The following is a 14,373-nucleotide window of genomic DNA, read 5'->3' as shown; positions in this document are numbered from 1 at the left end:
TGAGTTAGCCAACGTTGATTAGTGAATGGGACGAAGCTTTAAACCAGTTCTTGGATGATTTTTTCCAGCTTGTCTAACCCTTCATTGAGGATTTCAGATTCGATTGTCAGTGCCGGTAGCAAACGGATTACGTTCGCTTTCACCCCACATGACAGCAAGATCACGCCATTTTCCTGCGCTTTACCGATAATAGCTTTAGTCAAATCTTGTAGCGGCTGACCCGTTTGCGGATCAGTAAACTCAATCGCCATCATTGCACCGTGCGTACGCACCTGACCGATCTGCGGTACTGTTTGCTGCAGCTTAGTCATACGTGCATTGACGATTTCACCAATGCCATTAGCTTTGGCACACAAGTCTTCCTCTTCGATAATCTTAAGCACTTCAAGACCTGCCACACACCCCATTGGTGAACCGGCATAAGTGCCGCCCAGACCACCAGCAGGAGCTGAATCCATTACCTCAGCTTTACCGACGACCGCAGAAATTGGGAAACCGCCGGCAATACCTTTCGCTAACGTCATCATATCCGGCTCAATACCCAAATGCTCTGTGGCAAACATCTTACCGGTACGAGCAAAACCCGCTTGGATTTCATCGGCAATCAACATGATGCCGTGCTTATCACAAATCTGACGTAGTGCTTGAGCAAACTCAGCTGGCGCTTTATAGAAACCACCCTCACCCTGCACAGGTTCAAAGATAATCGCCGCCACACGGGATGCTTCAATATCGCATGTAAACAGATCTTCAAGCGCTTGTAGGCTCTGTTCAACACTCACACCGTGGAATTCATTTGGGTATGGTGCGTGGAACACTTCACCAGGGAAAGGACCGAAACTCGCTTTATACGGCGCAACCTTACCAGTTAGTGCCATGGTTAAATTGGTACGACCATGGAAAGCCCCTTTAAACGCAATCACACCGCTGCGACCAGTATGCGCACGCGCCACTTTGACGGCGTTTTCGACCGCTTCTGCGCCTGTGGTTAAGAAAATCGCTTTCTTTGCAGACTCACCTGGGGCAATTTCTGTCAGCTTTTCTGCCAGTTCAACAAACGACTCATATGGCGTAACTAGCGCACAAGTATGGGAGAAGTTATCCAGCTGAGCCTTAACCGCTTCGGTAATGCGCTTATTAGAGTGACCGGTGTTGTTTACCGCGATACCCGCGGCAAAATCGATATAGCGATTGCCTTCGACATCCCAAATTAACGCGTTTTCTGCTTTAGCGACATAAATTGGGTAGAGCGCGCCCATACCGTTAGAAAATGCCTGACTTCTTCTCTGGTGCAGTTGTTGGTTGGTCATTGTCTATTCCTTGAGTTTGTGAGTGTACCTCCGCCAGGAATTACTCCCTTTGGCAGCTTAACTTTATGGTTATGATTATGTGCGCCGTTTGGCGCGAGATTAATTAACTGGGATCATCTTTGACGACAAACACCGAGCAATGAGAATGGCGCACAATCTTGGCGGCATTTGAGCCAAGAAAATATGAACGCAACTTGGGCTTGGCAGATGCCATTACAATCGCATCCACTTGAGAACGTTTGGCTTGCAGTACCACTTCATCGAATACCACACCATTGCGCACAATCGCCTTACCGCGGTGCTGCTTGGGTACATACATCTCAAGCATGGTTTGCACGCTGTCAAAGGCGCTTTTATGCTGCTCAGAAAAAGCACTGCCGGAAGCGGTTGGCACCATACTGTGGTGAACTTTCGCCTCATCAACGTAGAGCATGTCGATAACACCATGTTCATCGATCAATTTAAGCGCCATATCGACCTCTTTTTTCACCACATCTGGGTAGACAAGGTCAACGGGCATCAAGATTCGCTTAAGGCTCATACTAATTTACTCCCATCACTTTATTCGGTAGCCACATCACCACTTCAGGGAACATCATGCACATGATCAGCACACACAGTTTCAAAGCGATAAACGGCAGAATTGAGCGATAAATATCCATCATACTGACACCCGGAGGCGCGATACCTTTCAGGTAGAAAAGTGCGAAACCATAAGGAGGGGTTTGTACCGCGATCTCAATATTCAGAATCATCAAAATGCCGAACCAAATTGGGTCGTAGCCAAGCGAGACAACAATCGGGGTAAACAGTGGTGCACACATCAAGACGATGATCAGCTCGTCGATGATAAAGCCGAGCAGTAACATGATCACTTGCATCAGAATGATCACCCCAAGCGGAGGCAAGCCAAGATCTTGAGTGATTTGCGCTACCATATTTTGCACGCCACTTAACATGTGGAAGTTACTAAATAGCGACGCGCCGAGAATGATCCACATCGAGACACTGACTAACATCGCAGTCTCAAAACCCGATGACTTGAACATTTCAAAGCGAAAGCGCTTAAACAAAATAGCCAAGATAATCGCGCCAACTACCCCAATCGCCCCGGATTCTGTTGGCGTTGCAATGCCGGTAATAATGCTGCCCAATACCGCGACAATCAGTAGCAAAGAAAAGAAACCATCACGGGCTGTTGTGAACTTTTCTTTGCCCGACATTTTGGTTTCACTGCCAGTGCCAAGCGGAGCTTTTTTCGGGTTGAGTTTACAGCTGATAATGACGTAAGCCATCAGCAAAACGATCGAGATTAGCGCCGGAATGATCGCAGCAAGGAACATACGCCCTACCGAGTTTTGCGTCGTCGCAGCATACATGATCATTGGAATGCTCGGCGGGATCAAAATACCCAATCCGCCACCCGCCATGATCACACCAAGTGCTAAGCGTTTATCGTAGCCACGCTCTAACATCGGTTTGAGTGCGATACTGCCTGAAGTCATAATGCCGGCACCGATGATGCCTACCATCGCGCCAATCATCGAACAGACACCGATAACGCTGACCGCTAAAGAGCCGCGAATACGACCAATCACCATTTGGCTGGCATTAAACATCGCATCACCAATACCGGAGCGAGTCAGCAACTGTCCCATATAGATATACAGCGGGATAGCCAGCAAGATAAAGCTAAAGAAATTACTTTCGATGGTGGTCGGCACTAGGTTAAAAATGCCCTCGCCCCAAGTGAGATAACCCATCCCCATCGCGATACCGCCAAGGGCAAGCCCCACCGGTGCACCAAGTGCAAAACTGGCAAGAATGCAGCCAATGAGCAACAGCGTTAATACTTCAATACTCATAAATCCCCCGCTTGTTCGACTAGTGTCTCGGTTTCCTCGCTCTCTTCTGGAGCCTGCTCAATTAACGATTTACCGGTAAACAAGTAGTAAAGGTCTTGCACAATATCGCTGGTAAATTGGACGATGAACGCGCCACAAGCCACCACCATCATTACCCAGAAATGTGCCATCGATGGTGCCCATTCAGACTGACGGCGGTAGTTAAACTCGACGGCTTCTTCAAACTTACCCAGTGCCATAATCAGCACCACATAAAGAAAGAAAATCGCCAGCGAGTAAGAAAATAGATTGAACAGTGAACGCACTCGTGCCGAAACCGATAGATAGAGCACATCCACATTAATATGAGCTTTATTTTGTTGGGCTAATGCGCCACCTAGCGCAGCAATATAGCCAAATAAAAAAAGTGATACGTCGTATGCCCAAATGGTTGGCGCACCCAGTACATAACGAGAAAAGACTTCAAAAGCGACCGTCGCTGCCAGAATAGGCATTAAGAGCGATGCTGACACACCGATCAAATAGATTATCTTGTTCACGCCGCGACAGTACGTTGCTAACACTGTACTCAACATAGACTTCATCCCTAACAGCATAAAAGGAGGAAGGGGGGATCCTGCCCCCCTTATTGGTGATTCAGCCTGAGGGTCAATCTCGCTTTAAATCACCTTTGTTTTCAACATAGTTTTGCCGATAGTTTTTATTGTGTGTCTTGTACGATTTTGATTAGACGCTGGCTGTATTTGTCAGAATCGGCATACTCAGTCCATAGTGAACCTGCCGCTTTGTTCCACTGCTCGGCATCTGCTGCGCTTGGCTCTGGGCTCCACTTCATACCTTTTGCTTCCATATCAGCAATGGCTTGAGATTCCCAAAGGCGAGACTTAGTCATCTGCTCACGAGCGTGCATAGCACTTGCCGCGCGTACAATCGCTTTCAGATCATCCGGAAGTTTGTTCCATGCACTCTTGTTCACCACGATTGGCAGCGTTTGCGCACCAGCAATTGGAAGACGGTACATGTATTTCGCTACTTCAACGTGGTTACCATCGCGGTGATCGATAATGTTACTACCGATAGAACCATCGATAACGCCAGTCGCTAAGCTGGTGTAGATTTCGCTGTAAGAGAGTGATGCTGGTGACGCACCTAGGTTACGTAGGAATTTCCCGTAAGCGCCCGGCGCACGGATCTTTAAGCCTTCGAAGTCTTCAATTGAGTTAATTGGCTCTTTAGTTAGCACGTAAACCGGTAGCTGAATGTATGGTTCAAGCCAAACAAGGTTTTGCTTGTCGTAGGCTTCTTCCAGTACTTCACCCCAGCCTTTTTCGTGGAATAGTGCGCTGAGCTCACCCACATCGTCTGTCATTCCCGGTAGCCCCACTTCCACCACACCAGCAGGAAATTCGCCCGCATGCATTGGTTGGAAAGGTGCACCCATGGTCATAAGACCTGATTTAACCGAGCCAAGAACACCAGTTTGACCAACGCCTTCACCTGAATACATCATTTGCACTGCAATACGACCGTTCGACATTGCTTCAATGTTTTCCGCAAAACTTTTATACACTTCACCGTAAGCTGTACCGCGTGGATACAAGTTTACAAAGCGCCAATTATGCTCAGCGGCAAATGTCTCAGATACAGTTAAAAAAGTGCTTGATAGTGCAAGCGCGCAAGCAGCAACTTTTTTGGTTAGGCTTCCCTTGTTCAATTTAGTTAAAGTTTTAAACATGAACTTTCTCCTTGAGTGATTCTGTTTGCTCTGGCTCGGCCAGTAACAGTCGTCGTGACCAATTAATCCTTGGTTGTCACTGTGTAACTAATAATTACATTCTGTTTACATTCTTTAAATTCAAATTGCGCAAGAAAAATCGCTTAGAACTAGGCGCAGATTGCCGCTAACTAGTTATTCTAATTACAAAATCTGCAACAACGTTATCAGCGATTTTAATCAGCAAGAATGATCAAAGACTTATGCTGATTGGTATCACTAGAGCTATGCGAAATAACAGGCAAAAAAAAGCAGCACATCAGTGCTGCTAAAACATTTTGCCCCAATGGTCTGGAAGGGGACTAGTTAGGGAAAACATGTCAAACTAAGAAAGGAGAATCTATTATTTTTCCAGTTAGGACATTAAATGCCGTGGCATAAATACTTAATTTCTAGATAATCATCGATGCCATATTTTGATCCTTCACGTCCACTGCCCGACTCTTTTACACCACCAAACGGAGCCACTTCGGTCGAGATAATGCCTTCATTGATACCTAAAATTCCGTATTCCAGCGCCTCACTCATGCGCCAAACTCGTGCATGATCTCGAGTATAGAAATAGGCAGCTAAACCGTAAGGCGTATCGTTGGCTCGGCGCACCACATCCTGCTCATCAGTAAAACGGAAAATAGTCGAAATTGGACCAAACAACTCTTGATGAGCGATATCCATCTCTTCGGTGACATCAGTCAAAATGGTCGGTTGATAGAACTGCGCGCCATAGTCATGCCCCGCTCCGCCAAGTGTCAATGTGGCACCTTGTTCAATCGCGGTTTGTACTAATGCCGCAACCTTTTCAAACGCTTTTTGATTAATGAGCGGTCCAATCTCGGTCCCTTCAACCAGGCCATCACCGACAGAAAGTGCTTTAACCGCTTGGGTGTACTTCTCCATAAACTCATCATAAATCGCATCATGGATATAGAGACGGTTTGTACACACGCAAGTTTGACCGGCATTGCGATACTTTGAGATCACCGCACCTAACACTGCTTTATCAATATCAGCGTCATCAAAAACAATAAACGGTGCATTACCGCCAAGCTCAAGTGACACTTTTTTCACCGTGTCTGCCGCTTGGCGTAGGATTAATTTGCCCACTGGCGTTGAACCTGTGAACGACACTTTGCGCACCAATGGATGACGACAAAGAACATCACCAACTACAGCTGGACGTGAAGTCGTCACCACATTGACCACACCTTTAGGAATCCCCGCCTGCTCAGCCAGTTTAACCATCGCAAGCGCACATAACGGCGTATCTTCCCCTGGCTTAATCACTACCGTACAGCCCGCAGCAAGTGCTGGACCGACTTTGCGTGTGATCATTGCGACTGGAAAATTCCACGGAGTGATCGCAGCCACCACACCAATTGGTTGTTTGATGGTCATATAACGATTGTTCGGATTAGCCGCTGGGATCACGTCGCCATAAATGCGTTTCGCTTCTTCCGCAAACCACTCAATAAACGACGCACCATACAGCACTTCGCCATAGGCTTCTTTGTATGGTTTGCCTTGCTCTGTCGTCAGGAGTTTGGCGAGCGCATCGGCATTCTCGACAATAAGATCGAACCATTTCTTCAGCAATACGGCACGCTGCTTGGCAGTCGTCGCTCGCCATTCTTGAAACGCTGCGTGGGCAGCAACAACGGCAGCTTCTGATTCTTCCTTGCCCATATCAGGCACAGAAGTAATAAGCTCGCCAGTAGATGGATTAATAACATCAACCTGTTTGCCATCTGTGGCATCAACCCACTCTCCATTTATAAAACCACGGGATAAGACCAAATCTGCCATTAGTTCCATTCCTACTGTTATAAACATTAACAATGTCAAAGATAAAAAAAACCAAATCGCGCATAATAGCGCCAGAACGTAACAAAATTATAACAAGAGTTTGAGGAACATAAATATTCCTCGATAAACATAAAGTTTTACGGATCTAAAACAATGACTAAAAATTCTGTGCCCATCGGTCACATTGGTGACTACGAAATCAAACAACTGAAAATATTTAAAGTGGTCGCCGATTGCGGTGGCTTCTCTGCTGCTGAAACCGAACTGAACGTAAGTCGCTCAACGATCAGTATTCATATCTCTAACCTTGAATCGCGTTTAAACCTCATTTTGTGCCGTCGGGGACGGTCAGGATTTGCGTTAACGGAAGAAGGGGCGGTAGTTTATGATGCGACGGTCAAATTGCTCGGGGAACTGGAAGATTTTCGCAATACAATTAACCACTTAGATATTCAACCATCCGGTAGCTTAACGGTGCTGTTTAGCGACAATATCAGTTTGGATACCCGCGCCCATATGCCAGAGGTGATCCGTAATTTTGCCAATATCGCCAAAGAAGTGTATCTAACCGCTGAAGTCGCACGAATGACGGAAATTGAACGTAAAGTGCTACAAGAAGAAGCGGATATTGGCTTTATTCCCTTCCACCGCGAACTCGATGGACTGGAATACGAGCACTTCTATACCGATATCTGCTACCTCTATGCCAGTAAAGATAACCCTCTCGCTGAGCTTTCCGAGCAAGAGCTGTCCGATGAAGTGATTAATGGCTTTCCTGTTGCCTATGCTGGTATCAAAACTCAAGAACGGCTCAATTCGCACTTGGCAAAAATGAATCTTAAAGCCACCGCGTATAACTATGAGTCACGCTTAGCGCTGATTCTTTCCTCGCGCTACATTGGTTATCTGCCAGAAAACTATGCCAAGCCTTATGTCGACTCAGGTGAATTAGTTACGATTGCCCCAAGCGATCGTTACTACTACCTAGAGATCATGGCTATCACCAAGAAAACCAACTCAATCAATAAATTACGTTCTTTATTTATCAAAACCATGCGTGACTATTACCGAAAGATTAAAGAGTAATTCATCGCCTACAAACCACAAAAAACCTGAAGCTTAGCTTCAGGTTTTTCGTCAGTTAACCCGTTAAATTACGCGGTTTCAGCAACTTGTTCTGCTGGCGATTCCGCCTGCTCAATGCCCTGCTTTTGCATGATCTTATCGCAGATATAACCGCCAATCGGGATTGCCGATGTCGCCGCAGGTGAAGGTGCATTGCATACATGCAAACTGCGCGCACTCTCAGCAAACAAAAAGTCATGCACCAAGGTGCCATCACTCAATACTGCCTGCGCGCGTATCCCCGCAGGATATGGCTGCAAATCTTCCACTTTGATTTTTGGACAGTACTTATTAACCAATTTTAAGTAACCCGGTTTCCACCATGAGTTCTTGGTTTCAATAAGACCCGTTTTAAGGTGCTTGGCAGAGACTTTCCAAAAACCTGCAAAACTCAACATATCCAATACATCACGCAGACTGATATTAATCTTGCCGTAGCCTTCTCGCTTCCAGCCCTGCACCGCATTAGGACCGACCGTCACTGAGCCATCAATCATTCTCGTCAGGTGTACACCTAAGAATGGCAAATCAGGATCGGGGATTGGATAAATGAGATGATTCACGATGTCATTATACTTCGCTGGCAAACGGTAATATTCACCACGATATGGGATAATTTGAAAGTCAGTATCGATGCCCATCATTCGGGTCATGCGATCCGCCATAAGCCCTGAACACACCACAATAAACTGGCTATCAAAGTTAACCGGTTGACCTTTCGAGTGAGTTGAAATCACGACTTTATCGTCATGTTCAACTAAGCCACGCACTTCAGTTTCAAGTGAAGTCACGCCACCTGCATCGGCAAACTCTTGTGCCATTTTCTCCGTCACTTGACGATAGTTGACGATGCTTGTAGTCGAAACAAAAATCGCGCCTAAGCCGACAATATTCGGCTCACGCTGTTTAAGCTGTTGCTGATCCAACAGTTCAACATCCAAACCGTTCTGATGACAGCGATCGAATAACGCCTGCATGCGCTCGACTTCAAGCTCTGAGGTTGCTACCAGCAATTTTCCGCAGTTCTCTACGGGAATGTCATGCTTAGCACAAAACGCCGTGGTCGCCGCTACTCCAGCTTTGCAAAATTCTGCTTTTAGACTGCCCGGCGCATAGTAGACACCAGCATGGATCACGCCACTATTGTGACCCGTTTGATGGCAAGAAAAACCCGACTCTTTTTCAATAAGTAGAATCGATTTATCTGGGAAACGACTTTGTAATTGCCACGCCGTCGATACGCCAACAATCCCGCCGCCGACGACGACGTAATCATACATTTTGTTCACTTCGGTGCTCCTTCACTTTCTTTATTTTAGTTATACCCAAGAAACCTACTGAGTCGAGCCATACTATTTAGAAGTTATTTTCCCCTGAATAGTTCACTCGTTACCATAACACCTTGTTACCATAAACCTTGTTATCATAAACCTTAGTGGCGATGTTTTCTTTGAAGTTGCTTGGGTATAAATACGCAAATAAATTGAAGCTGCAGTTCACCCCACTGCAACTTCAATTTGATAAGAGAGTAAGCGGTTAAACTAGGCTAATGTTAGCCAGTTTCATTGCTTAACGAGTAAAGTGACCACGTTGACGTAGCAGCTCACGCTTTAAGCCTTCATGAGCAACAAACTTATCACGACCATGTAGCCAACAGTGGTTTTGTACCACCAGCATGCTACCAATGCGCACGCGCACGTTGAAACAGTTAGTATCACTCTCAAGAGACTCACTCATCTCGTTTAGGTATAGCCCTTGCTGCATGTTCTGTGGCTGAGCAAACTGGTCAATAAACAGCATGTGTGGCTTGCCATTTTTATCCTCTTCAAAAAAGACTGGGTGCTCAATGCTGTAACCGACATTTTTACTTGGTGGCGCGCTCCATACGATGTTTTGCTTCGCCATTGGGTGGTGGTAGAACTTCTCAAGATCTTGCCAATCATCAACGTGTAGCAATAGAGAGTCACCCATTTGCATGTTTTTCTCATCCATCTTCATCATCAAAACGAAGTCAGTACGCTCATTCACATAAGTACCGTCGTTGTGTAATTCCATACGGCGGTGAGCTTGACGTAGGTAGCTATCACTACTGTCCGCATTTTTCACTGTAAAGCGCGCGTAGTACTTACCATACATCGCATCAAAGTTTGGAAGGCCAATTAGGTGCGAAATAGCCGTAGAAAGAATCACGAAGAATTCACGTTGTGCTTCGCTATCTTCATACAGTGCTGCCGCTTCTTCTGATGGCTCAACTAAGAATGCTGCTCGCTCACGATCTTCCATCACTTCAACCAAGAACTGACCAAGCTGATAGTCACACGCTTTATCTAATGCATCCGCAACAGCGAAGCGTAGAAATGGCTTGTACTCGAGAGATTGCAGACTGTAGTTCTGGATCAGGTCAGCAAAGGTATCCAAGGTTTCTTTGCTCAGTGTGACCACTTGAAGACGTGCATTTTCTGAGTGAGCAGTCACAGTAAAACCACAACCTTCCTCTACATTATTATTGAAAACCTTAGCAATATTCATTGTTGAACTTCCTTATTTGGCTGAGCAGGCAAACTGCGTTTCACGTTATTTTGTTGTCATGCGATTAGGCTAATTTGCCCTCCGCTTTAGTTAACAAAACTATAACTTTTGCGAGGTCATATTAACAATATATGGTATATATACTTTCGATAACCAAAATAGATTGGCGGATAAAATGGACTTTAAACGGCTGCACTATTTTCACCAGTTAGCGAAGACAGGCAACTTCACCAAGGCGGCTGATCAGCTTGGTATCGCTCAATCAGCACTCAGCACCAGCATCAAAAAACTTGAGCAACAAACGGGTCTAAAGCTCATCAATCGCACCGAGCGACAGATGAGTTTGACGGCTGAGGGGCAAGTGCTTTTACGTCATGCCAAGATTATTTTGGAAGATGTCGAACAAGCAGAGAAAGAACTGCAAGAGCTAAAAGGATTAACCAGCGGGACGATTAGCTTTGGCGCTTCGGCGATGTTGGCGTCTTACTTTCTTCCGGATGCGCTAGAGCAATTCAAAAAAGCCTATCCGGGTATCCAAATCAAAATTCAAGAAGCCGGTACTGCCACCCTTGAGCAGATGCTGATCAACGGTGAACTCGATCTTGCGCTGATCCGCGGTGATCGTGAGCATGAGCAGATCCGACGGATCTTTTTAGCCGAAGATCATATCTCTGCCTGCGTGCCTAGCCATCACCCTTTCGCAAACAGGCAAAGCGTAACGTTAGAGGAGTTTTGCCAACAGCCTCTTGTGCTGTTTAAAAACGGCTACTTCTTACGCGAAGCCGTGAACAGCTATTGCCAACGACATAAAATCAAACCGGATGTCCACTTTGAAACCAACCTGCCTGAACTGTTGAAGTCAATGGTGAGAAAAGAGATTGGCATTGGTACTTGCTTACCGGTGTTGGTTGCCGATGATCCGCAACTAAAAGCCATCCCATTTGAGCCAGCCATACCTTTAAAGTTGGGCATTGGTTGGAAATCGAGCCACTATCTCTCTTCTGCTGCCAAAGCTTTCGTGAGTTTTTTACAGCAGACGATCCAACAGCAGAATCACGACGTAAACGGTACGCAAGTGAAATAGAACCTCTAAATCAGTAACCCTATTTTCTCTCGGTGGTTAGAGCCACTCTGAGCCGCTACACTGACTAAACATTTACACAGTAAGGATTCAAACCATGATTCAACAAGGACAAGCATTACCAGAAGCGACACTTAGCCAATTAACCAAAGATGGCATGGTAAACCACTCAACCAGCGAGCTGTTTGCGAATAAAAAAGTGGTGCTATTTGCCGTACCTGGCGCGTTTACTCCAACCTGCTCAGAAGCGCATTTACCTGGCTACATCGTGTTGGCTGACCAACTCAAAGCCAAGGGCGTCGATATGATTGCTTGCGTGAGTGTTAACGATGCTTTTGTAATGAAAGCATGGGGAGAAACACAAAACGCCGAAGAAATTGCCATGCTTGCTGATGGTGATGGCAGCTTTACCAAAGCGCTAGGCTTAGAAATGGATACCGCAACCTTTGGCGGCATTCGCTCACAGCGTTACGCGATGATCATCGACAACGGCGTAGTGACGACTCTTAATGTTGAAGCGCCGAAAGAATTTGAAGTCAGTAAAGCTGAAGCGATTTTGGCGGCTTTGGGATAAGTCAGCATATAAGTTTGGCGTAAATATGGTGCAATGGCACCATATTTGTTTTTTATAACCGACTAACCTATCAATAACATTTCAATAAATAATAAACATCACCCTCAAACCAACAGAAATTATTGAAATAAAAACTCAAAAATAAAACACAACAAAGTAAACTCCAATAATCAACACTCTCTATATCCTTGCCGTTGATTCCGAAATGAATGTTTTGTATTTTTATAAGACACTCAACATTCACAAGCAGTAAAAAATGTACATTTTATCTTTAATAATAAATTTAATTATTGTCTCTATCCTATTGTTAGACCCACACTACAAACCAGTGGGTTATTTTATGCTCTTTGCCTATAGTTTAAGCTTGCTTGGATTTGTATATAAAATAACTAAGACCAAGAGTATTGGCTACTTGGCTATGGCTGGTTTCGCATGCTTTATCCCTATCGGTGTTATCGGGATGATTGGAATGGCTAAACTTATGGAAGATCAAAAGAAAAAAGAATTCATATCGGAGATGGACAATGACTGATGTCACGCTTGAAAAGCCACTATTAATAATAAAAATTAACGAAACGAAAGCCCGTCCTCAACTGTTTATTGCCATATTATCTTTAGTGATAGGCCTACTCATGATCCCTTTATTAATAGGAACCAGCATTTTGTTTTTTGCGGTTTATTTCTTTCAAATAAAATCCGAGTTCATCAGAATCTATGAATCATACTCAGATATAAATCCTGGTTTAGCATGCTCACGATGGTTTATACCTAATAAATCTATTCGAAGTGTCAGGCAAGAAAAGAAGATACTTATTATCGATATAGAGCAAAATGGAAAGATGATATCTAGAAAAATACCACTTCAATTATTTTCTGAAAGTGACGCAAAAACAGTAGTCACTTTCTATAAAAATAATGCAGAATACAACTCCCAAAAACTATAATTTGCTTTACTAGTTCTTCTGTTCACTCTAACTTAGGTCGGTATGCTGAAAGTAGACTAATTATCGCTTTCTATTTGTGATTATTCATTTCAGAAAAAACAAGGAAACACCATGCCGCCTATCAAACAGCTCTCATCTACCGTCGTTTACCAAAATAACTGGATGTCGGTGAGAGAAGATAAAATTGAACGCGCTAGCGGTAAGCAAGGGATCTATGGCGTGGTGGATAAACCCGATTGTGCTGCCATCATTGCGATTGGTGATGGCAAAATCCACTTAGTTAATCAGTATCGCTATACCGTGCAAGGGAGCTTTTGGGAACTGCCTCAAGGCGCTTGGGAAGCCAAACCTGATGCGGATCATCTTGAGTTAGCCAAAGGTGAACTTAAAGAAGAAACGGGGCTGGTTGCCGACAGCATGGTCTATGTGGGTGTACAATTTATCGCGTACGGTTTTCTCAACCAAAAATGCCATATCTACCTTGCCACCGACCTAACTCAAACCGATACCCAGCTTGATCTGGAAGAGGAAGACCTCATTAGCCAAGCGTTTGAACTTTCGCAATTTGAACAGATGCTGATAAACGGCGACATTAAGGATTGTGTGACCACCGCTGCCTATGGTCTCGCCAAACTAAAAGGTTTGATTTAATCGGCTTGGTTTAGCTGCTTAGTTTAGCTGCTTAGTTTAGCGACTTATTTTAGCAGCTTGATTCAAAGGCCTAAGGTTTGAGCGAGGCACTATAACGACACGAACGCCAAAGCGAAACATACCCGCCCTACAAGCCATAGAACCAAAAAAGGCGTTAACCAGAACAATCCCGTTAACGCCTCAATTTCAATTCGGTTTAATCAGTCTTTTCAAAGACTCGATGCGGAATTACTCTTCCTCAACACCGCAATCATTACAGCTTTGTAGCGCGATTTCGTGCTCAAACACAGCTTTGTCGTTACCTTCAGCCAGTAGTTCAGCAATTTCATCAGCAACTTCTTGCTCATCTTCCGCTTCCACTTCATTTGCCAATTCTTCTTCTGAATAGCCAAAGAAATTCAACAACAAATATTCGCGCGCTTCTTCTTTCGTACAAGTCACATTAACTGAAAGATCTGCCTCAACATTACCTTGCTCGATAATCGCAGCCACTTGCGCTAGAACATCGTCTTTCATCGTTGGTGTTAGCCAACCAAGATCAGTGCTTACCGTGGTCTTGGTGCAGTTAAAGCATGGCAATTGATGGAAGTAGTATTGAAAGTTAGTCATGAGTCATATCTTCTGTGTATGTTGTATACCGCGATTATGCGCCTTTTCTAGCAAATTACTACTCTATAGAGATTGATATCCATCTCCCTATCGCCAACTTTTCTCATT

15 protein-coding genes are annotated in these 14,373 nt (G+C 44.8%); 6 read left to right on the top strand and 9 right to left on the bottom strand.

Annotation, left to right across the window (positions count from 1 at the left end; translation table 11 throughout):
* Positions 1 to 38 precede the first annotated feature (38 nt).
* The 6 genes from gabT to IRQ95_RS15945 form a co-directional block, all read right to left on the bottom strand.
* A complete protein-coding gene (gene gabT, locus IRQ95_RS15970) occupies positions 39 to 1,310 on the bottom strand; it encodes a 4-aminobutyrate--2-oxoglutarate transaminase (protein WP_194437859.1) in 1,272 nt (423 codons plus the stop codon).
* A 103-nt stretch (positions 1,311 to 1,413) separates the two neighbouring features.
* Entirely contained in the window at positions 1,414 to 1,851 is a 438-nt protein-coding gene (locus IRQ95_RS15965) for a universal stress protein (protein ID WP_075649247.1), read from the bottom strand.
* 1 nt (position 1,852) lies between these two features.
* Complete coding sequence (locus IRQ95_RS15960) at positions 1,853 to 3,175, bottom strand: TRAP transporter large permease (RefSeq protein WP_194437858.1); 1,323 nt, start codon at positions 3,173 to 3,175, stop codon at positions 1,853 to 1,855.
* Entirely contained in the window at positions 3,172 to 3,750 is a 579-nt protein-coding gene (locus IRQ95_RS15955) for a TRAP transporter small permease subunit (protein WP_075649249.1), read from the bottom strand. The genes IRQ95_RS15960 and IRQ95_RS15955 overlap by 4 nt, the downstream gene beginning before the upstream one ends.
* 125 nt (positions 3,751 to 3,875) lie before the next feature.
* Positions 3,876 to 4,910, bottom strand: a complete 1,035-nt coding sequence (locus IRQ95_RS15950) for a TRAP transporter substrate-binding protein (RefSeq protein WP_194437857.1) — start codon at positions 4,908 to 4,910, stop codon at positions 3,876 to 3,878.
* A 402-nt stretch (positions 4,911 to 5,312) separates the two neighbouring features.
* Positions 5,313 to 6,752 carry an NAD-dependent succinate-semialdehyde dehydrogenase gene (locus IRQ95_RS15945; RefSeq protein ID WP_194437856.1) on the bottom strand — a complete coding sequence of 480 codons (1,440 nt, stop codon included), beginning with the start codon at positions 6,750 to 6,752 and terminating at the stop codon, positions 5,313 to 5,315.
* 153 nt (positions 6,753 to 6,905) lie between these two features.
* On the opposite strand from IRQ95_RS15945, the gene IRQ95_RS15940 reads away from it, so the two are divergent.
* Positions 6,906 to 7,838 carry a LysR family transcriptional regulator gene (locus tag IRQ95_RS15940; RefSeq protein ID WP_194437855.1) on the top strand — a complete coding sequence of 311 codons (933 nt, stop codon included), beginning with the start codon at positions 6,906 to 6,908 and terminating at the stop codon, positions 7,836 to 7,838.
* Between the two features lie 68 nt (positions 7,839 to 7,906).
* Here IRQ95_RS15940 and lhgO read toward each other — a convergent pair whose 3' ends face one another.
* Positions 7,907 to 9,166, bottom strand: coding sequence for an L-2-hydroxyglutarate oxidase (gene lhgO / locus IRQ95_RS15935; protein ID WP_194437854.1), 1,260 nt, complete (start codon positions 9,164 to 9,166; stop codon positions 7,907 to 7,909).
* 280 nt (positions 9,167 to 9,446) lie between these two features.
* Positions 9,447 to 10,406, bottom strand: coding sequence for a glutarate dioxygenase GlaH (gene glaH, locus IRQ95_RS15930; RefSeq protein ID WP_194437853.1), 960 nt, complete (start codon positions 10,404 to 10,406; stop codon positions 9,447 to 9,449).
* Positions 10,407 to 10,581: 175 nt separating this feature from the next.
* Here glaH and IRQ95_RS15925 point away from each other — a divergent pair, with 175 nt between their 5' ends.
* The 5 genes from IRQ95_RS15925 to IRQ95_RS15905 all read left to right on the top strand — a co-directional run bounded on the left by IRQ95_RS15925 (position 10,582) and on the right by IRQ95_RS15905 (position 13,656).
* Complete coding sequence (locus IRQ95_RS15925; RefSeq protein WP_075649255.1) at positions 10,582 to 11,490, top strand: LysR family transcriptional regulator; 909 nt, start codon at positions 10,582 to 10,584, stop codon at positions 11,488 to 11,490.
* A 94-nt stretch (positions 11,491 to 11,584) separates the two neighbouring features.
* Positions 11,585 to 12,061: a peroxiredoxin gene (locus IRQ95_RS15920; RefSeq protein WP_194437852.1), complete on the top strand. Its 477-nt coding sequence runs from the start codon at positions 11,585 to 11,587 to the stop codon at positions 12,059 to 12,061.
* Between the two features lie 256 nt (positions 12,062 to 12,317).
* Complete coding sequence (locus tag IRQ95_RS15915) at positions 12,318 to 12,593, top strand: hypothetical protein (protein ID WP_194437851.1); 276 nt, start codon at positions 12,318 to 12,320, stop codon at positions 12,591 to 12,593.
* Complete coding sequence (locus IRQ95_RS15910) at positions 12,586 to 13,005, top strand: hypothetical protein (protein WP_194437850.1); 420 nt, start codon at positions 12,586 to 12,588, stop codon at positions 13,003 to 13,005. Before IRQ95_RS15915 ends, IRQ95_RS15910 begins: the two co-directional genes overlap by 8 nt.
* Positions 13,006 to 13,116: 111 nt before the next feature.
* Positions 13,117 to 13,656, top strand: coding sequence for an NUDIX domain-containing protein (locus IRQ95_RS15905; protein ID WP_194437849.1), 540 nt, complete (start codon positions 13,117 to 13,119; stop codon positions 13,654 to 13,656).
* Positions 13,657 to 13,884: 228 nt separating this feature from the next.
* Here IRQ95_RS15905 and IRQ95_RS15900 read toward each other — a convergent pair whose 3' ends face one another.
* Entirely contained in the window at positions 13,885 to 14,265 is a 381-nt protein-coding gene (locus IRQ95_RS15900; protein ID WP_194437848.1) for a hypothetical protein, read from the bottom strand.
* Between the last annotated feature and the right edge of the window lie 108 nt (positions 14,266 to 14,373).

Origin of the sequence: Vibrio fluminensis, from assembly GCF_015278125.1 — a bacterium.
Lineage (GTDB): Bacteria > Pseudomonadota > Gammaproteobacteria > Enterobacterales > Vibrionaceae > Vibrio > Vibrio fluminensis.
This window is presented reverse-complemented; position numbering and strand designations above follow the sequence as displayed.